Consider the following 18,587-nt stretch of genomic DNA (forward strand, 5'->3'; position numbering starts at 1 on the left):
AGTCGAGACGCGCAACCGATATCAGCTGAGCTGTCGGGTTCGACCGGATTCACGGTCCTGGCTCGTCGTCGACCGCTCGGTGCGAGGCCAGGTCCAGGCGTACCGCACGATGAGGGCGAGAAGGGACAGCTCCAGCACGATGCCGAGGCCGTAGAAGTAGAACCAGGACGCGCCCACGATGTTGAAGACGGTGACGGGCACGTACACCGAGGCCACGACGAGGTTCGTGATGCGGTTCGCGCGGGCGGGCAGCGTCATCGACAGCACGACCATGAGGATCGGGATGGACACGAGGGTCAGCGCCGCGGTCGAGAAGGTCTGGGAGAGATCGAACTCGAAGACCCTGCCGTCGAGGATGTCTTCGACGACGCCGGGCGTGAAGAAGTTGAGGATGTCCACGTAGGCGTAGAGGAACACGAAGCTCGTCCATGTTGCGGCGAGCTTGGCTCTCACCGGCATCGGCTGCTCATCCAGCGTCGAGATGGTGGGTCGATGTGCTCTCATCAGGGCTCCTTGTCGTGGTGAGGATCGGTACGTCCACGATCGCCGAGCCCGGCGGCGGGCGCCTCGGCCCGGAGGCCGGAGTTCACCTGGCCGATGGGATGAACTCGCTCTCGTTCTTTCGGCGGGTACGCCGAGGCGCGTTGATCTCCAAGGCTGGAGCCGTGGTCAGTTTCCGGCGCTCCAGCTGGCGCGAACCGCGGACTGCTCTGGCGACGCGGCCGCCCCCGGAAGGTCGCCCTGGTCGGGTGAGGCGTCGAGATCCCGATGTGCGCCTACGACTCCAGACGTGTGCGAGCCGACTGGGGGACACGCCAGGCAGCGCCTCGAACGGTCGGATGCCCAGCCTCGAGGGTCACCCTCCGTGCCGCTCCAGAAGTGCGACCGCCTCGACGTGATGCGTCATCGGGAAAAGGTCGAAGGCGCGCAGCGTACGCAGCCGGTAGCCGTGCTCGGCGAAGATCGCGACGTCACGAGCCAGCGCGGCGGGGTCGCAGGCGACGTACGCGACCTTCCGAGGCGAACGTGCGACGACGGCCTCGACGACTTTGCGGCGGGCGCCCTCGCGGGGCGGGTCGAGGACGACGAGGTCGAAGGGGCCGTCCTCGAGACGGCCCAGGACGGTGGCGACGTCGCCGGCGCTCACCTCGGCGGCGGGGACGTTGCCGACCGAGAGCGCAGAGGCGGTGGGGTCGCCCTCGACGGCGACGACGCGGCCGGTGGGGCCCACCCGGTCGGCGAGGAAGGCGGAGAAGAGGCCGACGCCGGCGTAGAGGTCCAGGACGGTGTCGCCCGGGGCGGGTGAGAGGGCGGACAGCACCGCGGAGACCAGGGCCGCGGGCGCGCCCGGGTGGACCTGCCAGAAGCCGTCGGCGGAGACCTCGAAGGAGTGCTCCGCTCCCCCGACCTCCACCGTCTCGACGACCGTCCCGGCGCCCGGCTCGCGGGCGTCGGCGGTGGCGATCAGGCAGTCGTCGACCGGGATGACGTCGTGGGAGCGGTACTTCCGCATGCCTCGGCCGCCGCCCGGGGCGGTGGTGTAGCGCTGACGCGTCCGCCAGCGCAGCCCGTCCTCGTCACCGGGGACGGCCTCGACGACCAGGCCGGCGACCAGCGGGTCCTCGGCGGACAGGCCACCGAGACGGACCAGCTGCTCGCGCACCACCGTCGCCTTCAGCTCACGCTGAGCGGCCACCGAGACGTGCTGGAAGTCGCAGCCGCCGCAGAGGCCGGGACCGGCGTACGGACACGGCGGAACGACCCGTTCCGGTGCGGCCGAGACCACCGAGACCGCGTCCCCGCGCCAGAACCTGTCTCCGGCCGTGCCCTCGGTGATCTCGATGACCACCTGCTCACCGGGGAGGGCGTGGCGTACGAAGACCACCCGAGATGCGTCGTCGAGCGGGACGCGGGCGACGAAGTGGCCGCCGTGGGCGACCGGGCCGACCTCGACCTCGAAGCGCCGCCCGACGTACGACTCGCCCTTGGACGCCTTCGGACGGGCTCGACGCCCGCGCTGCGGCGCCGGACGCCGACGCCCGCTCATCGGCGTCCGCTTCCGCGGCGCAGGCCGGGCGCGAGCCAGTATTCCTCGCGCAGCTCCTCGGCGCGCTCCTTGCCGGAGGCGAGCTGGTAGGGCACGGAGATGACCATGACGCCCGGGGTGAACAGCAGCCGGCCCTTGAGCCGCAGCGCCGTCTGGTTGTGGAGCAGCTGCTCCCACCAGCGGCCGACGACGTACTCGGGGATGTAGACGGCCACGACGCCACGCGGGTTGGCGTCACGGATCGCCGAGGCGTACTCGACGACGGGGCGGATCAGCTCGCGGTAGGGCGAGTGGAGCACCTTCAGCGGCATCGGCAGGTTGCGCTCGTCCCACTGCTTCAGCAGCTCGGCGGTGTCGGAGTCGGAGGTCGAGACCGTGACGGCCTCGAGGGCGTTGGGCCGGGTCGCCTGGGCGAAGGCCAGCGCTCGCAGCGTCGGCTTGTGGAGCTTGGAGACCAGCACGATCGCGTGGACCCGGGTCGGCATGACCTTGTCCTGCTCGTCGGCGGCCAGCTCGCGAGCGACGTTGTCGTAGTGGCGCCTGATCCCCAGCATCACCACGTAGAAGAAGCCCATCGCCAGGATCGTGATCCACGCACCGGCGAGGAACTTGGTGATCAGCACGATCACCAGCACGACCGAGGTCATCCCGAGACCGAAGGTGTTGATCGCCCGCGAACGCTGCATCCGGCGCCGCTCGCTCGGGTCGCGCTCGGTGGCGAGATGGCGGGTCCAGTGGCGGATCATGCCCAGCTGGCTGAGGTTGAAGGAGACGAAGACGCCGACGATGTAGAGCTGGATCAGCTTGGTGGTCTGCGCGTCGAAGATGACGATCAGGGCGATCGCCAGCACCGCCAGGAACACGATGCCGTTGCTGTAGGCGAGCCGGTCGCCGCGCGCGCCCAGGGACCGGGGCGCGAAGCCGTCCTTGGCCAGGATCGAGCCGAGCACCGGGAAGCCGTTGAAGGCGGTGTTGGCGGCCAGGACCAGGATGATGCCCGTGACGGTGATGACGAAGTAGAAGCCCGGCGGGAAGTCAGTGAACACCCCGGCCGCGATCTGGGAGATCACCGGGTGCTGCTCGTAGCCGGCCGGCACGGCGTCGCCGGCGGCGGTGCGGAGGTTGTCGAGAGCGTGCGGGTCGACGTAGCGGATGCTCATCTGGTTGGCGAGCACGATGATGCTCATCATCATCGTGATCGCGATCAGGCCGAGCAGCAGCAGCGTGGTGGCGGCGTTCTTGCTCTTCGGCCGCTGGAAGGCGGGTACGCCGTTGGAGATCGCCTCGACACCGGTCAGCGCCGCACACCCGGAGGAGAACGCGCGGGCGAGCAGGAAGATCAGCGCCACCTGGTTGAGCGTGCCCTCCCAGCCCTCCTCGGGACGGATCTGGAGCGAGGCGCTCTCCGCCTCGGGCAGGTTGCCGTTCACCAGCAGCAACAGGCCGTAGAGGCCCATCCCGAGGATGGCGAACATGAACAGGTAGGTCGGGACCGCGAAGAACGTCCCGGACTCGCGTACGCCGCGCAGGTTCATCGCGGTGAGCAGCACGATCGCGATCGAGGCGACCAGCACCTCGTGGCCGATCAGGCTGGGGATCGCGCTGGCGGCGTACTGCGCGGCGTTGGAGATCGACACCGCCACCGTCAGCACGTAGTCGACCAGCAGGGCGCTGGCCACGGTGACGCCCGCCTTGCGCCCCAGGTTGACCGTCGCGACCTCGTAGTCGCCACCGCCGCTCGGGTAGGCGTGCACCGTCTGCCGGTAGGAGGTGACCACGGTCAGCATCACCAGGGCGACGACCAGGCCGATCTTCCAGGACCAGGCGTACGCCGAGGCTCCCGCGACCGCCAGCATGATGAAGATCTCGTCGGGCGCGTAGGCCACCGAGGAGAGGGCGTCGCTGGCGAAAACGGGTAGCGCGATGCGCTTCGGCAGCAGCGTCTCGCCGAGCTGAGAGCTACGGAGCTTGCGACCGATCAGGATCCGCTTGGAGACATCACCAACACCCACAACCGCAGACGCTACGGCACATCGCCGCTTCCTCGCGCTTCCGGATCGCTACGCACATCCGAACACGCCAACTTCGAGGGCGTAGGCGACGCGCGGCCCGGGCGAGTGCAATCATGACACGGTGCACGTAGTGATCATGGGCTGTGGCCGCGTCGGCTCGACCCTGGCCAGGAGCCTCGAGGACCGCAACCACACGGTCTCGGTCATCGACCAGAACTCCGATGCGTTCCGTCGGCTGGGACCGGGCTTCAACGGCGACAAGGTCGCCGGGATGGGCTTCGACCGGGAGGTGCTGCTCAAGGCCGGCATCAAGCGCGCCGAGGCGTTCGCAGCGGTCTCCAGCGGCGACAACTCCAACATCATCTCCGCCCGGGTGGCGCGCGAGGAGTTCGGCATCCAGCAGGTCGTGGCCCGCATCTACGACCCCGGCCGCGCCGAGGTCTACCAGCGCCTCGGGATCAGCACGGTCGCGACGGTGAAGTGGACCGCCGACCAGGTGCTCCGCCGCCTGCTGCCGGCCGGCGCCGAGCCCGACTTCCGCGACATGTCGGGCAACATCCGCATCGACCAGGTCATCATGCCCGAGCCCTGGGTCGGCGAGCGGACCATCAAGTTCCAGCGCCAGTCCGGCAGCCGCATCGCCTGGATCGACCGGCTCGGCGAGGGGATCATCCCCGTCCGCGAGAGCGTCATCCAGGAGGGCGACGTGCTCCACATCGTCATGCGCGAGGAGAACACCGCGCAGGCGTACAAGACCATCAAGAACGGCCCCGAGGAAGACTGATGCGCGTCGCAATCGCCGGGGCCGGAGCCGTCGGCCGGTCCATCGCCCGTGAGCTGATCACCAACGGCCACGAGGTGCTCCTCATCGACAAGAACCCGGGCTCGATCAAGCCCGAGCGGGTCGCCGACGCGGAGTGGCTGCTCGCCGACGCGTGCGAGCTCTCCTCGCTCGAGGAGGCCAGGCTCGACAACTGCGACGTGGTGATCGCCGCGACCGGTGACGACAAGGCCAACCTGGTCTGCTCGCTGCTGGCCAAGACCGAGTTCGGCGTGCCACGCACCGTGGGCCGGGTCAACCACCCCAACAACGAGTGGCTCTTCACCGAGGCCTGGGGCGTCGACGTCAACGTCTCCACCCCGCGGATCATGTCCGCGCTGGTCGAGGAGGCCGTCACCGTCGGCGACCTGGTGCGGCTGTTCACCTTCCGGCAGGGCCAGGCCAACCTGGTCGAGATCACCCTGCCCGCCGACTCCCCCTACGTCGGCAAGCCCACCGGCCTGGTGCCGTTCCCGGAGAACTGCGCACTCGTCACGCTCCTGCGTGACGGTCAGGTCTACGTACCCACTCCCGAGCAGCCTCTTGAGCAGGGCGACGAGCTCCTCTTCGTCGTGCCCACCGAGAAGGAGGACGAGCTCGAGCGTCTTCTCGCGCCCACCGGCCACGGCGGCTGACGCCGAAGATCTCGTACGCAGCAACCCTCGATCTCGGCAGGACAACAGTTGGCTCGCTCCCCCCTCCTCCAGACGCTTCGTCCTGTCCGGGGAAGGCTGATCGCCAGCCTGGTGCTGATGGTCGTCTCGACCGTCGCCGGGCTGGTGCCGCTGGTCGGGATCGTCGAGCTCGCCCGGATCCTGCTGCCCGCGGCGTCCGGCGCCGATGTCGATGCCGACCGCGCGTGGGTCGTGGTCTGGGTGAGCGTGGCGGCGCTGCTGGTGCGCCTGGCGACGGTGCTCGGCTCGTCGTGGCTCTCGCACGTCGCCGACCTCGACCTCTCGATCCACCTGCGCCGGCTGCTGGTCGCCAGGCTCGGCCGGGTGCCGCTGGCGTGGTTCACCGAACGCAACTCCGGCACGGTGAAGAAGGCGGTGCAGGACGACGTCGCCGCGCTGCACCACCTGGTCGCCCACTCGGTCATGGAGCTCACCGCGGCGTTCACGCTGCCTGCCGTCGTCGCCTGCTACCTCTTCATCGTCTCCCCGCCGCTCGCCCTGGTCACCCTGGTCCCGCTCGCGCTCGGGCTGGTCGGGTTCCGGATCTCGCTGCGGGGCGCCGCCGCGCTCTACCGTGACTACGACGCCGGACTGGCCGAGCTGGCGGCGGCCACGGTCGAGAACACCGGCGGGATCGCGGAGATCAAGACCTTCGGCGCCACCGGGCAGGCTCACCGGCGCCTGGCCGAGGTCGCCACCCGGTTCGGCGGCTTCAACCGCGCCTGGATGCGACACTCCGCCCTGGGGATGCTGCTGATGGAGCTCGCGCTGACGCCGGCGCTGACCCTCGTGCTCGTCCTGGGCGCCGGGGTCTGGATGCTCCGCGCGGACCGGATCACCGGGCCCGACCTGGTCCCCTTCCTCGTCCTCGGCCTGGCCATGACCGCGCCGGTCACCGTCGCCGGCTACGCCGCCCGCGAGCTGCGCGAGGCCACCGAGGCGGCCCGGCGCATCCAGCGCCTGCTGGCCGAGCCCGAGCTCCCGGAGCCGGCGGGCCCGTGCCCGGCCCCGGACTCCTCCCGGGTCGAGCTGCACGGTGTCTCCTTCGCCTACTCGCCCGGCGCACCGCCGGTGCTCCACGACATCGACCTGGTCCTCGAACCGGGCACCGTGACCGCGCTCGTGGGCCACTCCGGCTCGGGCAAGTCGACGCTGGCCAAGCTGCTGCCCCGCTTCGCCGACCCCACCTCCGGCCGCATCACGATCGCCGGGGTGGACCTGCGCGAGATGACGAGCGCACAGCTCTACGAGCAGGTCTCCTTCGTCTTCCAGGACACCGGGCTGCTGCGTACCTCGATCCGGGACAACATCCGGCTCGCCCATCCCGAGGCACCGGACAAGGACGTACGCCGCGCGGCCGAGGCCGCCCAGATCGCGGGCCGCATCGACGAGCTCCCGCGAGGCTACGACTCGGTGGTCGGTGAGGACGGCCAGCTCTCCGGCGGCGAGCGGCAGCGGGTCGCGATCGCCCGCGCCCTCCTCTCCGACACCCCGATCCTCGTCCTCGACGAGGCCACCGCGGCAGCCGATCCCGAGTCGGAGGCGCTCGTCCAGCGGGCACTGTCGCGCCTGGTCGCCGGACGTACGCTGCTGGTGATCGCGCATCGGCTCTCGACGGTCACCGCGGCCGACCAGATCGTGGTCCTCGACGAGGGCCGGGTCGCCGAGCGCGGCACCCACGAGGAGCTCCTCGCCCGGGGCGGGCGCTACGCCCGGCTCTGGGCCGCCGACCAGCGCGCCCACCCGTCCCCCGCCGGTCGAGCCGTGAGGCCGCCTGCGGCCGAGCGTGTCGAGACCAACACTGTCGTGATGAGCGTGGACAGAGGATGTGTTGGTCTCGACACGCCTTCGCCTAGCGGCTCCGGCGGCTCGACCGACAGCGGCGAGGAAGAGGAGTCGGCATGATCACCATCGCCCGTCTGCTCGCCGACCTCCTCGATCACGCCCATCGGCGCCAGCTCGCCCGCGTCGTGGCGATGTTCGTCACCACCGGCGTACTCCAGGGCCTGGCCTTCGCCTGTGTCGTGCCGGTCCTGGACGCCGCGCTGCGCCAGGACTGGGACGCCACGTCCACCTGGCTGGGCGTGCTCGCCGGCCTCTTCGTGGCCCACCACGTGGCGCTGACGGTGGGCAACCTGGACGGCTACGACCTTGCCTGCGACCTGCTCGACATCACGCTGGCCCGGCTCGGCGACCACACCGTACGGCTGCCGCTGGGCTGGTACGACCAGGACCGCACCGGGCAGCTCTCCCGGATGGCCTCCAAGGGTGCCACCGACATCGCCTCGGTGCCGGGGCACCTGCTGCGGCCGCTGATCGCCGCCGTGGTCAGCCCGGTCACGGTGGTCGTCGCGATGGCGTTCCTGGAGTGGCGCCTGGCGCTCGCGCTCCTCGTCGGGGTCGTCGCCGTGCTGGCCACCACCCGGCTCCTGGCGACGATCGTCGGCCGCGGCGAGGGCGCCTACGACGCCGCGATGGCGGAGGGCTCGGCGCGCGTGGTCGAGTTCGCGCTCAACCAGCCCGCCCTGCGGGTCTTCGGCCGCACCGTGCACGGCAACGAGCTGGTCGAGAACGCGCTGCGGGAGCAGAAGCGGGCGTCGCGACGGCTGCTGGTGACCGGGTTCGGCGGCCTGGGGATCCAGCTGCTCTCCATCCAGGCGCTGCTCACCCTGGTGATCGCGCTGGCCGTCCACCTCAGTCTCGGCGGGTCGCTCGCTCCGGCCACGGCGATCGGGCTCCTCGTCCTCACCGTGCGGTTCGTGGAGTCGCTCATCGACTACGGCGAGCTCTCCAGCGCGCTGCGGATCGCCGAGGGTTCGTTGCGACGTGTCCTCGACGTGCTCGACCTCGAGCCGCTCCCCGAGCCCTCCACGCCGGCCGAGCCGGCCGACAGCGGCATCGAGCTGCGCGACGTGGCCTTCTCCTACGACACCAGCTCCCATGAAAACAGCACCCGGGTCCTCGACGAGGTCTCCCTCACCGCGCCGCCACGCTCGCTGACCGCCGTGGTCGGACCATCGGGCTCCGGGAAGAGCACCCTGCTGCGCCTGGTCGCCCGGTTCCACGACGTGACGTCGGGCTCGGTGATGCTCGGCGGGGTCGACGTACGCGATCTGGGCACCGAGGCACTGATGCGGCGCGTCTCGATCGTCTTCCAGGACGTCTACCTCTTCGAGGGCACCCTGCGGGACAACGTGATGATGTCGCGCCCCGACGCCGCCGACGGGGAGCTGAGGGAGGCCGCGCGGCTGGCCCGGGTCGACGACATCGTCGACCGTCTCCCCCACGGCTGGGAGACCCGGATCGGTGAGGCCGGCTCCACGCTCTCGGGCGGTGAGAAGCAGCGGGTCTCGATCGCCCGGGCGCTGCTGAAGGACGCCCCCGTCGTCCTGCTGGACGAGGCGACCGCCGCCCTCGACGCCGAGAACGAGGCCGCGGTCCAGGAGGCGCTCACCGCGCTCTCCGCCGACCGTACGGTCATCGTCATCGCCCACCGTCTGCAGACCGTCGTCGCCGCCGACCAGATCGTCGTCCTGGACGGCGGCCGGATCGTGGAGCGCGGCTCCCACGCCGAGCTCCTGGCTCACGGCGGGCGGTACCTGGACTTCTGGCGCGAACGTACGCAGGCCGAGGGCTGGCGGCTTCTCGCCCGCGAGTAGACCTGGACAGCCGGCTGCCGGGCCGTCCCCGAGGACGACCCGCCGGCCGGCGTCGATCAGGGTCAGAAAGCGTCGGGGTGCAGGCCCTCCGCGATCGTCCGCACCGCGGTGACGTTGCCGAGCGTGCCCGGGAACGTGTCCGGGGTGCGCAGGGCGATGAAGCGGTCCTCCTTGACGGCGGTGACGTCGGGGAAGGTCTTGCGCAGGTACGCCTCGACCCGCCCCGCCTCGGACGGCTCCCGGACGGCGAACACGATGGCGTCGGGGTTGCGCGCGGCGACCTCCTCCGGGGAGACGACCGCGGAGAAGAACTGGGCGAAGAGCTCCTCGTCGGGGCTGAAGACGTTCTCGCCGCCGGCGCGCTCGATCATGTCGTACTCCACCCCGGCGCCGATCGCGGAGAGCGTCTTGCCCTCGACGAAGAGCTGGGCGACCGTGGGCCGGGGACGGTCCTGCACGGCCTTCTCGACCGCCTCGAGCTCGCCCCGGGTCTCGGCGACCAGCTCGTCCGCGGCACCCGACACCCCGAAGATGCTGCCGAGTGCCTCCAGGTCAGTGAACAGGTCGGTGACCTCACCGGTGGAGCGGCGCTCGGGGCAGCCGCCGGCGGCGACGTAGGTGGTCACCCCGGCGTCGGTGAGCTGGTCGATGGTGGCGAAACCCTGCTCGGCGGTGAACTCGTACTCGGTCGGGGCGACGACCGCGTCGGGACGTACGTCGAGGAGCTGCTCGCGCGCCGGCGGCGCGTCCGTGCTCAGCTCGGGCACATCGCTCGCGTCCGCCGCGACGTCCGCGGGGAGCTCGTGCATGGCTGTCTGCGCCTGGCCGACGAGCCGGTCGCCGACCCCGAGGCGTACGAGCAGCTCGGTCTGCGCCGGGCTGAGCCCGACGATGCGCTTCGGGGCCGACTCGACCGTGATCTCGCGGCCGCAGTTCTCCACGGTCACCGGGTAGCCCTCGGCGGCCTCGCCCTTCGCGGCGGCGTCGTTCTGGACGCCGGTGCCGCCGCATCCGGTCGCTGCCAGGAGCGTGAGCGCTGCCACCGGGACGGTGCGCAGCAGTGGGGTGGTGTTCATGTGTTCCTCTCTCGAACCCGCGCGGACGTCCCGCGCAGGAGCAGGTGTGGGGTGCCGGCCTCGGGATCGGTGATCCGGCTCGCCTCCACACCGAAGACCTCGCGCACCAGCTCGGGCGTGAGGATGTCCACGGGCTTCCCGAGCGCGACGACGTGTCCGCGGTCGAGCACCGCGACCCGGTCGCAGTACGCCAGCGCCAGGTCGAGCTCGTGCAGCGCGACCACGGTGGTGATCCCGAGCTCCGCGACGGTGTGCATCAGCTCGAACCGGTAGGAGACGTCGAGATGGTTGGTCGGCTCGTCGAGCAGCAGCAGCTCGGCCTCCTGGGCGATCGCCCGGGCGAGCAACGTACGTTGCCGCTCACCGCCCGAGAGCCGGTGGACCGGCCGGTCGGCCAGCGTGGAGACGCCCGCCAGCTCCATCGCCCGGCTCACCACCCGCCAGTCCTCGGGGCTGTCGCGACCGAGCACCCCGCGGTGCGGCGTACGTCCCAGCAGCACGCTCTCGGCCACCGTGAGCCCGAACTCGTCCGGCGGCTCCTGGGCCATCACCGCGACCCGGCGCGCGATCTCGCGCCGGCCCATCGCGGCGACGTCGGTCCCGTCGAGACGGACCTGGCCCGAGACCGGCCGGAGGGCGCCGAAGCAGGCCCGAAGGATGGTCGACTTGCCGCTCCCGTTGGCGCCGAGCAGGCCGAGCACCTCACCCGGCTCGACCACGACCGAGGCCGCGGTGACGACCTCCCGGCTGCCCCGGTGCAGGGTGAGGTCCAGCGTCTCGAGCCTCATCGTGCTATCCCCTGCTCGTCGGCGGCCCGCCCGCGCATCAGCCACAGGAAGAACGGCACCCCGATCAGCGCGGTGATGATGCCCAGCGGCACCTCGGCGGGTGCCGAGACAGTCCGGGCGAGCAGGTCCGCGCCGCACAGGAACAGGGCGCCGCCGAACACCGCCACCGGGACGATCCGCCGGTGGTCGGAGCCGACCAGTACCCGGGCGATGTGCGGGACCACCAGACCGACGAAGCCGATGCCGCCGGCGACCGAGACGACGGTGCCGGTGAGCAGCGCGGCCGCGAGCAGCAGAACCGACCGCAGCCGGTTGACCCGGACCCCCAGCGCCGTGGCCGTCTCGTCGCCGACCTGGAGCGCGTTGACCGCGCGCCCGGTCGTGATCGAGACGCCGAGAGCAACCACCAGGGCAACCAGCGGACCGGCCAGATCGGTCATCGTCGCGGCGGAGACCGAGCCGAGCAGGAAGAACATCACGCTGAAGACGTTCTGCGCCTCGGTCGTGAGCGTGAGATAGCTGGTGATCGCGCTGAAGAACGTGCCCAGCGCGACCCCGGTCAGCACCAGACGCTGCGGGGCGATGCTGCCGTTCTTGTACGCCACCCAGAACACCGCGGCGGTGGCGACCGCGGCTCCCAGGAACGCCGCGGTGCCGATCCAGGCCCCGACCGCCGCCGCTCCCAGGACCACCACGGAGACCGCGCCGACACCGGCTCCCGAGGAGACGCCGATGATCGCCGGCTCGGCCAGCGGGTTGCGTACGACTGCCTGGATGAAGACCCCGGCCAGGCTCAGGGCCGCTCCGGCCAGCGCGGCCAGCAACGCACGTGGCAGCCGGAACTGCCACACCACCTGGTCCTGCAGCACGGTGTAGGTGCCGTCGCTCATCCACGGCATCCCGGGCAGCAGGTGCCCGGTGACGAGCCTGGCGGCGTCGAGCGCGCTCAGGTCGACGGTGCCCGACGACGCGGACAGCGCGATGACGACGAGGAGGGCGGCCGCGAGCCCGACGGTCAGGACCCGGGCGCGCCATCTGCGCCGGGCGATCGAGGCGGGCACCGGGATGGGGCCGGGCCGCGAGAGCACCGGTGGCGAGATGTCGTCGGTGGTCACGGAGGTATCGGTGGGGGTCATCACACTCCTGTGGAGACGTGGGCTGAGTCGAGGGCGAAGTCGAGGACGGAGGCGGCGAAGTCGTGCACGGCGTCGAGGTGGTTGCCGCCGTGGCCCATCCGGGGGCGGTGGCTGCGTACGACCTCCGCGCCGCGAGCCGTCAGCGCCGCCGCGAGCCGGTCGGTGGGCGCGGCCGCGACCCGGGAGTCCTCGGCGAAGGTGGTCAGCAGGAAGCGGGGCCAGCGTCCGCCCGGGAACCGGCGGGCGCGCTCGAACGGCGAGTAGTCGTCCATGGCGGCGCGCACCGCCGGGTCGCTCGGGTCGCCGAACTCCTCGGTCCAGTGCCGCGCGCCCGGGTGCTCGCCGATGCGGTGCGGGTCGAGCGGCGCGGCCGTGCAGGCGACCCCGGCGACGAGGCCCGGCTCGGCGAGCGCCGCGGAGACGGCGACCAGTCCGCCGAGCGAGGCCCCGGCGAGCACCAGCTGTTCCGGCCGGGTCAGGCCGAGGCGGACGAGCTCGCGGGCGACGGTGACGGCGTCGGCGACCGTACGCGTCTTGCCCGCGCCCTGCCCCGAGGTGTGCCACGTCGTGCCCACCCCGCCTCCGCCGCGCAGCCGGGCGCTCACGTGCAGCCCGCCGAGCTCGCACCAGGCGGCGACCGACGGCTCGAAGGCCGGGAGATCGACGATCCCGAATCCGCCGTAGACCTCCAGGAGGGTCGGGCCGCCGGGCTCTCCGGTCAGGATGAGCTCGATCTCGGCGCCGTCCTCAGCGGTCACGGTGACCAGCCGCGACCGCTGGCCCTCGCTCGTCGAGCGTGCCGCCTGCTCGAGCGGCATCACCCGCGGCGCCGCGGCCGGCGACTCGATCCGCACCCAGGCGCGGTCCTGCGCCCAGGAGAGGCCGGAGACGGTACGTACGTCCTGCTGCTCCGAGATGGCAACGGTCTGCGTCGGCGCGAGGACTCCGGCATCGGCGGCGAGGCGGACGACCGTGGAGTGCCCGTCCCGGACCAGGTGGACCAGGCAACCCCCGGGAACCGCCTGGGCATGGACGGGGACTCCGGCCAGGGTCTCCAGAAGACATCGTGCAGATGTCCCTCCAAGCAAGCGGAGACTCACCAGCTCGTCGCCGGTCACCGCGAGCAACGTGTCCGCCGCGGCGCTGATGCTCCGGACCCTGGGGAGCTCGAGGATCTCCGAGCCATCGATGCCGACCAGCCGGGTCCGCGCCTCGTCGGTCCGGGCGACGACCATCGTGCCGCCGACGCCGACCGGGGTCGCGCGCTCGCCGGCAGCGGTGGTGAACAGCGTCCGTGGCGGCTCGCCGTGCCGTACCTGCAGGCAGCGGCCGAGGGTGTCGACGAGGAACAGGTCCGCGCCGGTCCAGGCCATCCGCGTGTGCCGCACCGTCACGGCGCCGAGCTCGGTCGAGGTCCGCGAGGACGTGTCCACGACGACCACGCGCCCGTTCTCGGAGCCGTCGTCGCTGACCTCGAGGGCGACCAGGTGCCCGTCCGGCGACGGCGCGAAGCCCTGGATCCTGACGCCCGGGTCGAAGACGAGCCCGCCGTCCTCGTCGACCAGGACGGCAAGCAGGTCCCCGGAGCGTCGGGAGAGCCGGAAGCGGCCCAGCGGCAGTCCGGGACGACCTGACCGCTCGGCACGACGCAGCGCGTCGCGCACGCTCCCGCGCCTCACCGTCCTACCCCGTCGACCCAGGTCTCGGATGGCCTGATGACGGCCAGGTGCCCGCCCTCGTCACAGGGGGATCCCAGGTCGACGGTCGACTCGATGCCCGAGCGGCGGACGAGGTGGAGCTCCCCGTCGCCTCCGCGAGTGACCGCGGCCAGGTCGCCGGAGACCAGCGCCAACGCCCGCCGCTGTGCGGACCTGTCCCCGACGGGATCCCATGGCGCGACACCGGGACGCGGGGCCGCGCTCATGGGCGGTAGCTCGATCTCGGTGAGCCGGCCGTCGGTGAGAATCGCCAGCCGGTCGCCGTCGGGATGCACGACCGTCCAGGCGACCGTTCCACCGGTGGCGTCGGGCCGGAACACCAGGCCGTCACCGGTCCGGGTCACCTCGACCGCTCCGTCCAGGCTCCAGCGCACCAGATGGTTCGTCCAGGTGTGCCACTGCTCGGCGTCGGCATCGGCTCCACGTACGGAGCAGACGATCCCCAGCGCCGGGTCGAGCCGGAGGAAATACGCCCGTCCGGGCACCGGCCACGGCCAGGTCTTCAGGCGCTCAGGCCGGCCATCAGTGACCCGGAGTCGTTCGATGCCCACCTCGGTGGACAGGTGGACGACTCCGGTCCGCTGGTCAGCGGCGTCGCCGTGCCCGAGGTCGCCCGCGAGCTCGAGGCGCTCGCCGCGTACGACCGGGCAGTGCGGCCCGGCCCGGAGCAGGTCGTGCAGCGGGATGACCTCCGCCTCGCCGGGTTCGCGGTGTCGCAGCACGATCATCGGCTCTCCTGTTCCGGCATCCGGAACGATCACGACGCCCGGTTCGCCGGCGCGGACCCGCACCCGCACGGCGGTGGCGCCGCTCGGGTCGGCCAGGTCCACGACCGTGACCAGATCGCTCCACGGATCCCAGGAGGCGCCCAGACCCGTGGTGACGACGACGTAGCGCCCCGTGGGGTCGCAGGCCAGGTGCTCGGCGGGGATCGCGATCGGCACTCTCCGCGCCTGACCTGCGCCGTCGATCACCACGAGCGTGCCGAGCGCGTCGTCCGCGAACACCGCCCGCGCCCCGCCCGGGGCGCCCGCCGGGAGGGTGAGGACGCCCGCGTGCTCGGCCAGCGTCGCCGTCGACCACGGACCGGGCGCATCACCGGGTTGGGAGGTCTGCCAGCGGCTGGCGCGATGGTCCGCGAGGACGAGTGTGGGGCTCATGGTCGGACACACTACTGGTATTGGGAATGATTCTCATATACGTTTTGCCGCTGTCCGCACCAGCGGGCCCCGGCGACGCCGGGCCGAACGATCCGACAGAGGAGACAGCCGATGAACAACGACATCGTGAGCGAGATCGAGGACACCGAGCAGCTGGCGCACCTTTCCGCCACCCACTCCAACGCGCTGGTCGAGAACCCCTTCGACTGATCGCCGACGGGTGAGCACTCAGTGCCGTTCGGGCGACCTGGCCACCGTCTGATCGCGGGGGTGCCGGGCTGACGAGCCCGGCACCCCCGGCCCTGTCCGAACCATGACCACCGAGCAGCCAGGAGACCCCATGTACCCCAGACACGACTGGCGCCCACTCCCAGCCGCCCGCGGCGAGGTCCGCGTCTCGACCGACATGCCGGCGCTGCGTACCGGCTCCGGCGACTTCCTCAGGCTGCACGACCTGCCCGGCCCCGGCCGGGTGCCGACCTACCGCTACCTGCTCCGGGTACGCCGCGCCGCGCTCGAGCGCGACCGGAGAGCCCTGGCCTCACGATGGCCCGAGGGCCGGCGCCGCCTCCTCGTCCTCGGCCGCGGCCGGCTCGGCCGGGCACTCGCCGCCGAGCTCGCGCGCTCGGGCGCCGAGGTCGTCCGCGACGACGGGGCGCGTACGCCTCCGCACACCGATGCCGTCGTCGACGTACGCGAGGTCCCGCAGCGGCGGGACGCCGAGCTCGACGAGCGTCTCGAGCACCTCCTGGCCGACGGAGCAGTGCTGCTGCGCGGTCGGCGCGAGGGCGGCCGGATGCTGATCTTCCCGCTCGTCGTCGACGGCAGCGAGGCGACCCCCGACCAGGTCGCCCGCCGCCGGCTGGCCGCCTCCCCCGCCGCCCCCGAGCTCTCCTCGTGGCTCGCGAGCGGCCACCGCGACCCACGGCCGCTCCGCCGCGCGACGCTGACCCTAACGGTCGCTCGCTGCCTGGCCATCCTGGAGGACTGGGCCGCCGACGACCCCGCACTCGTCGAGCACCGGCGTCTGCTGCGCGTCGTCGGCGACGGCCTGCGCGAACGCACCCACACCGTCCTCGGCTTCGACGAACCGGCGCCGCGCCCGCAGGCCGCGCGGTGACCGACTCGCAGGCCAGCCCCTTCCCGGTCACCACCCGAGACGGCGTCGTCCTCGGCGGCTGGCTCGTCGGCTCGGTCGGCGCCGCACGTGCGGTCGTGCTCGTGCGGACGCCGTACGACGCCCGCGCGCACCTGCCGCTGGCCAGGTCGCTGGCGCGTCACGGCTTCGACTGCCTGGTCCAGGACGTACGCGGCCGCTACTCCTCCGCCGGCACCTGGCGGCCCTACTCCGCCGAGGCCCGCGACGGGTCGGACACGGTCGATGCTCTGCACCAGCGCTGCCCGCAAACACCCGTGGTGACCTACGGCGCCTCCTATGCCGCCCACACCGCCCTCGAGACCGCTCGCACGGATGCTCGGGTGACCCGCGTGGTCGCCGTGGTGCCGGCCCTCGGGGCGTACGAGACCGCCTACTCGGGCGACGGGATCCCGCAGCATCTGGACCGACTCGGTTGGTGGGCGATCCACGGGTTCGCGCGCGAGGACGAGGCGGCGTTGGACCCGTCCGTCCTGCGGGCCGCGGCCGCGGTCGCCGACCGCGAGGGACCGATGGCAGCCGCGGCTCGTCTCGGCTGGGACCCGGCAGGTCTCGACGCGTTCCGCGAGCTGTGGGCCACCCCGCCGCTCGATGTTCCCGACCACTTCGGGGACGTCACCGCTCCGCTGCTGGTCGTCACCGGCGACGCCGACCCGTTCGACACGTACGCCCGCCGGCTGGTCGCCGGGTGGGGTACCCGCAGCGGGGCCGGCAGCGCCCTGGTCAGCGGCCCCTGGGGCCACGACCTCGGCATCGGCACCACGGACCCCGCGCTGCGGGCGGCGTACGACGCTGCCGGCTCCCCCGGCCGGATGATCCTGCGCTGGCTGACCCACGCCGAGCCCGCTCCCGGGGAGGAGCTCCGGCTCGATGTCGCCTCCCGGGCCTGGTCCGGGCGGCGGCTCGCCACGACCGTGCCGGCAACCGAGAGAGGATACGCATGACCACGTCAGCGATGCCACCGCTGGACGTCGAGCGTCTGGTGGACAAGGAGACCGGACTGATCCGGCGAGTGCGGGAAGTGCTGCGCCCCGAACGGGCGCCGTTGCGCTACACCTCGCTGACCGCCGAGGTCTCCGATGCGCGCTGGCTCGGCGACTGGCCGGCCGACCGGGTCTCGCTCGGCACCACCTTCGGCGATGTCGCGGGTGCCCGGATCGCGGCGATCGCGGAGGGGGTCGAGCGCTACTGCGGCAACTTCATCCCCGACCGCCTCGACCCCGCCGACTACCGGACCGGGACCGCGGCCGAGCTGCGGGAGCAGGGCCTGCGGGTCGTCGACCTCGACGACCTCCCCCGCTGGAGCACGGCGCAGCTGACCCGGCCCGACTTCCCCTATCGCGCGCTCGACGACGAGCTGCCGACGCTGTGGAGCCGTTGCCAGGAGCAGCCGGCCGAGGGCTGGGCCGATCCGGCGAGCGACATCTGGATGCCGCACGCCCTCATCGGGCTCAACTGGCGCCAGCGGCGGTTCGCCCACCTGGACCGCGTCTTCCACCTCAGCTACGCCGGCATCGCCACCGGCCAGGGTGCCGCCGACGCCCACGACCGCGGCCTTCTCGAGGTCGTGGAGCGCGACGCCCTCGAGGTGTGGTGGCACCACGGCGGGCGGGCCCAGGGGATCGACCCCGGCTCGGTCCCGGGACTGAGCGCCGATCTGGAGGGCGCGCCGCTCGACGTACACGTCGTCCGGATGCCCACCGAGCTCGCGCCGGCGATGGCCGCCCTCGTGCGCGACCGGGACACGGGTGTCTACGCCGCCGGCTTCTCGGCGTCCACCGACCCGGTCCGGGCCGTGCGGAAGGCGGTGCTGGAGGCGGTCCACACCTGGATCTACACGCTCGGTTGCCGTGACGCCGACGGCTGGGTCTTCCAGGCCGTACGTGCCGGGCTGATGGCTCCCGGCCTCTACCTCGACCATCGCGAGGACCGCCGCTACCTGGACTCGGCGGGGCCTGACTTCGCCCGGGTACGCGATCTCGGTGCCCATGTCCAGGTCTGGCTCGATCCGCGGGTGCACGGGCTCGCCGATCGGTTCACGGCGCCCGCGCTGGGCACCGTCCCGATCTCCGAGGTCGCCGCCACCGACGTCGCCGAGGTGCGCCGTCGGCTGCACGAGGGCGGTCATCGGGTCATCACGCGGGATCTCACGACACGGGATGTGGCACAGACTCCGCTGCGAGTCGTACGCACCTTCGTCACCGGACTGGTGCCCAACGCCCCGGCCGCCTTCCGCTACCTCGGGATGCCGCGCTTCGGCGAGGCCGCCCGGCGCCGCGGCTGGGACCCGGTCGATCTCGATGAGCCACTGGCCCTGTGCCCGCCGCCCCACATGTGATCC

At 72.2% G+C, this 18,587-nt stretch carries 16 protein-coding genes; 8 read left to right on the forward strand and 8 right to left on the reverse strand.

Going from position 1 to position 18,587, the window contains the following annotated elements:
- Positions 1 to 21: 21 nt before the first annotated feature.
- The 3 genes from ABTX24_RS10135 to ABTX24_RS10145 form a co-directional block, all read right to left on the reverse strand.
- Positions 22 to 504: a DUF6326 family protein gene (locus ABTX24_RS10135; protein ID WP_350839294.1), complete on the reverse strand. Its 483-nt coding sequence runs from the start codon at positions 502 to 504 to the stop codon at positions 22 to 24.
- 352 nt (positions 505 to 856) lie between these two features.
- Complete coding sequence (locus tag ABTX24_RS10140) at positions 857 to 2,047, reverse strand: class I SAM-dependent RNA methyltransferase (protein WP_350839296.1); 1,191 nt, start codon at positions 2,045 to 2,047, stop codon at positions 857 to 859.
- Positions 2,044 to 4,059 carry an APC family permease gene (locus ABTX24_RS10145; protein ID WP_160023112.1) on the reverse strand — a complete coding sequence of 672 codons (2,016 nt, stop codon included), beginning with the start codon at positions 4,057 to 4,059 and terminating at the stop codon, positions 2,044 to 2,046. The genes ABTX24_RS10140 and ABTX24_RS10145 overlap by 4 nt, the downstream gene beginning before the upstream one ends.
- Before the next feature lie 121 nt (positions 4,060 to 4,180).
- Between ABTX24_RS10145 and ABTX24_RS10150 the strand changes: the two genes are divergently transcribed.
- From ABTX24_RS10150 to ABTX24_RS10165, 4 genes are read left to right on the forward strand one after another with little or no spacing between them, the layout of a single operon-like run.
- Positions 4,181 to 4,843, forward strand: a complete 663-nt coding sequence (locus ABTX24_RS10150) for a potassium channel family protein (protein ID WP_160023110.1) — start codon at positions 4,181 to 4,183, stop codon at positions 4,841 to 4,843.
- Positions 4,843 to 5,514, forward strand: a complete 672-nt coding sequence (locus ABTX24_RS10155) for a potassium channel family protein (protein WP_091041412.1) — start codon at positions 4,843 to 4,845, stop codon at positions 5,512 to 5,514. Before ABTX24_RS10150 ends, ABTX24_RS10155 begins: the two co-directional genes overlap by 1 nt.
- A gap of 48 nt (positions 5,515 to 5,562) precedes the next feature.
- A complete protein-coding gene (locus tag ABTX24_RS10160; RefSeq protein ID WP_350839298.1) occupies positions 5,563 to 7,458 on the forward strand; it encodes an ABC transporter ATP-binding protein in 1,896 nt (631 codons plus the stop codon).
- Positions 7,455 to 9,212, forward strand: a complete 1,758-nt coding sequence (locus ABTX24_RS10165; RefSeq protein ID WP_350839299.1) for an ABC transporter ATP-binding protein — start codon at positions 7,455 to 7,457, stop codon at positions 9,210 to 9,212. Before ABTX24_RS10160 ends, ABTX24_RS10165 begins: the two co-directional genes overlap by 4 nt.
- Positions 9,213 to 9,274: 62 nt before the next feature.
- On the opposite strand, the gene ABTX24_RS10170 is transcribed toward ABTX24_RS10165, so the two are convergent.
- The 5 genes from ABTX24_RS10170 to ABTX24_RS10190 are packed head-to-tail and all read right to left on the reverse strand — an operon-like array spanning position 9,275 to position 15,090.
- Positions 9,275 to 10,288, reverse strand: coding sequence for an ABC transporter substrate-binding protein (locus ABTX24_RS10170; protein WP_350839301.1), 1,014 nt, complete (start codon positions 10,286 to 10,288; stop codon positions 9,275 to 9,277).
- Complete coding sequence (locus ABTX24_RS10175) at positions 10,285 to 11,076, reverse strand: ABC transporter ATP-binding protein (RefSeq protein ID WP_350839302.1); 792 nt, start codon at positions 11,074 to 11,076, stop codon at positions 10,285 to 10,287. Before ABTX24_RS10175 ends, ABTX24_RS10170 begins: the two co-directional genes overlap by 4 nt.
- Positions 11,073 to 12,212 (reverse strand): FecCD family ABC transporter permease, encoded by a 1,140-nt coding sequence (locus tag ABTX24_RS10180; protein ID WP_350839304.1) that lies wholly within the window; start codon positions 12,210 to 12,212, stop codon positions 11,073 to 11,075. The genes ABTX24_RS10175 and ABTX24_RS10180 overlap by 4 nt, the downstream gene beginning before the upstream one ends.
- On the reverse strand, positions 12,212 to 13,876 hold the full coding sequence (locus tag ABTX24_RS10185) for a prolyl oligopeptidase family serine peptidase (RefSeq protein ID WP_350839306.1): 1,665 nt from the start codon (positions 13,874 to 13,876) through the stop codon (positions 12,212 to 12,214). Before ABTX24_RS10185 ends, ABTX24_RS10180 begins: the two co-directional genes overlap by 1 nt.
- An 11-nt stretch (positions 13,877 to 13,887) precedes the next feature.
- Positions 13,888 to 15,090 carry a hypothetical protein gene (locus tag ABTX24_RS10190; protein ID WP_350839308.1) on the reverse strand — a complete coding sequence of 401 codons (1,203 nt, stop codon included), beginning with the start codon at positions 15,088 to 15,090 and terminating at the stop codon, positions 13,888 to 13,890.
- A 111-nt stretch (positions 15,091 to 15,201) separates the two neighbouring features.
- Here ABTX24_RS10190 and amiA point away from each other — a divergent pair, with 111 nt between their 5' ends.
- The 4 genes from amiA (at position 15,202) to ABTX24_RS10210 (ending at position 18,584) form a co-directional block, all read left to right on the forward strand.
- Positions 15,202 to 15,300, forward strand: coding sequence for a streptamidine family RiPP (amiA, locus tag ABTX24_RS10195; protein WP_241248494.1), 99 nt, complete (start codon positions 15,202 to 15,204; stop codon positions 15,298 to 15,300).
- 130 nt (positions 15,301 to 15,430) lie between these two features.
- The gene (locus tag ABTX24_RS10200; RefSeq protein ID WP_350839310.1) at positions 15,431 to 16,210 is read left to right on the forward strand and encodes a hypothetical protein; all 780 of its coding nucleotides are present in this window, start codon (positions 15,431 to 15,433) and stop codon (positions 16,208 to 16,210) included.
- Complete coding sequence (locus tag ABTX24_RS10205) at positions 16,207 to 17,190, forward strand: CocE/NonD family hydrolase (protein WP_350839312.1); 984 nt, start codon at positions 16,207 to 16,209, stop codon at positions 17,188 to 17,190. Before ABTX24_RS10200 ends, ABTX24_RS10205 begins: the two co-directional genes overlap by 4 nt.
- Positions 17,187 to 18,584 carry a YcaO-like family protein gene (locus ABTX24_RS10210; RefSeq protein WP_350839314.1) on the forward strand — a complete coding sequence of 466 codons (1,398 nt, stop codon included), beginning with the start codon at positions 17,187 to 17,189 and terminating at the stop codon, positions 18,582 to 18,584. Before ABTX24_RS10205 ends, ABTX24_RS10210 begins: the two co-directional genes overlap by 4 nt.
- Positions 18,585 to 18,587: the final 3 nt, after the last annotated feature.

Origin of the sequence: Nocardioides sp. NPDC127514 (assembly GCF_040302125.1) — a bacterium.
In the GTDB taxonomy this organism is placed as follows: domain Bacteria; phylum Actinomycetota; class Actinomycetes; order Propionibacteriales; family Nocardioidaceae; genus Nocardioides.

Coding starts and splice junctions, on each gene's coding strand:
- ABTX24_RS10135 (WP_350839294.1), bottom strand. CDS start 504: ATGAGAGCACATCGACCCACCATCTCGACGCTGGATGAGCAGCCGATG.
- ABTX24_RS10140 (WP_350839296.1), bottom strand. CDS start 2,047: ATGAGCGGGCGTCGGCGTCCGGCGCCGCAGCGCGGGCGTCGAGCCCGT.
- ABTX24_RS10155 (WP_091041412.1), top strand. CDS start 4,843: ATGCGCGTCGCAATCGCCGGGGCCGGAGCCGTCGGCCGGTCCATCGCC.
- ABTX24_RS10165 (WP_350839299.1), top strand. CDS start 7,455: ATGATCACCATCGCCCGTCTGCTCGCCGACCTCCTCGATCACGCCCAT.
- ABTX24_RS10170 (WP_350839301.1), bottom strand. CDS start 10,288: ATGAACACCACCCCACTGCTGCGCACCGTCCCGGTGGCAGCGCTCACG.
- ABTX24_RS10175 (WP_350839302.1), bottom strand. CDS start 11,076: ATGAGGCTCGAGACGCTGGACCTCACCCTGCACCGGGGCAGCCGGGAG.
- ABTX24_RS10180 (WP_350839304.1), bottom strand. CDS start 12,212: ATGACCCCCACCGATACCTCCGTGACCACCGACGACATCTCGCCACCG.
- ABTX24_RS10190 (WP_350839308.1), bottom strand. CDS start 15,090: ATGAGCCCCACACTCGTCCTCGCGGACCATCGCGCCAGCCGCTGGCAG.
- amiA (WP_241248494.1), top strand. CDS start 15,202: ATGAACAACGACATCGTGAGCGAGATCGAGGACACCGAGCAGCTGGCG.
- ABTX24_RS10200 (WP_350839310.1), top strand. CDS start 15,431: ATGTACCCCAGACACGACTGGCGCCCACTCCCAGCCGCCCGCGGCGAG.
- ABTX24_RS10210 (WP_350839314.1), top strand. CDS start 17,187: ATGACCACGTCAGCGATGCCACCGCTGGACGTCGAGCGTCTGGTGGAC.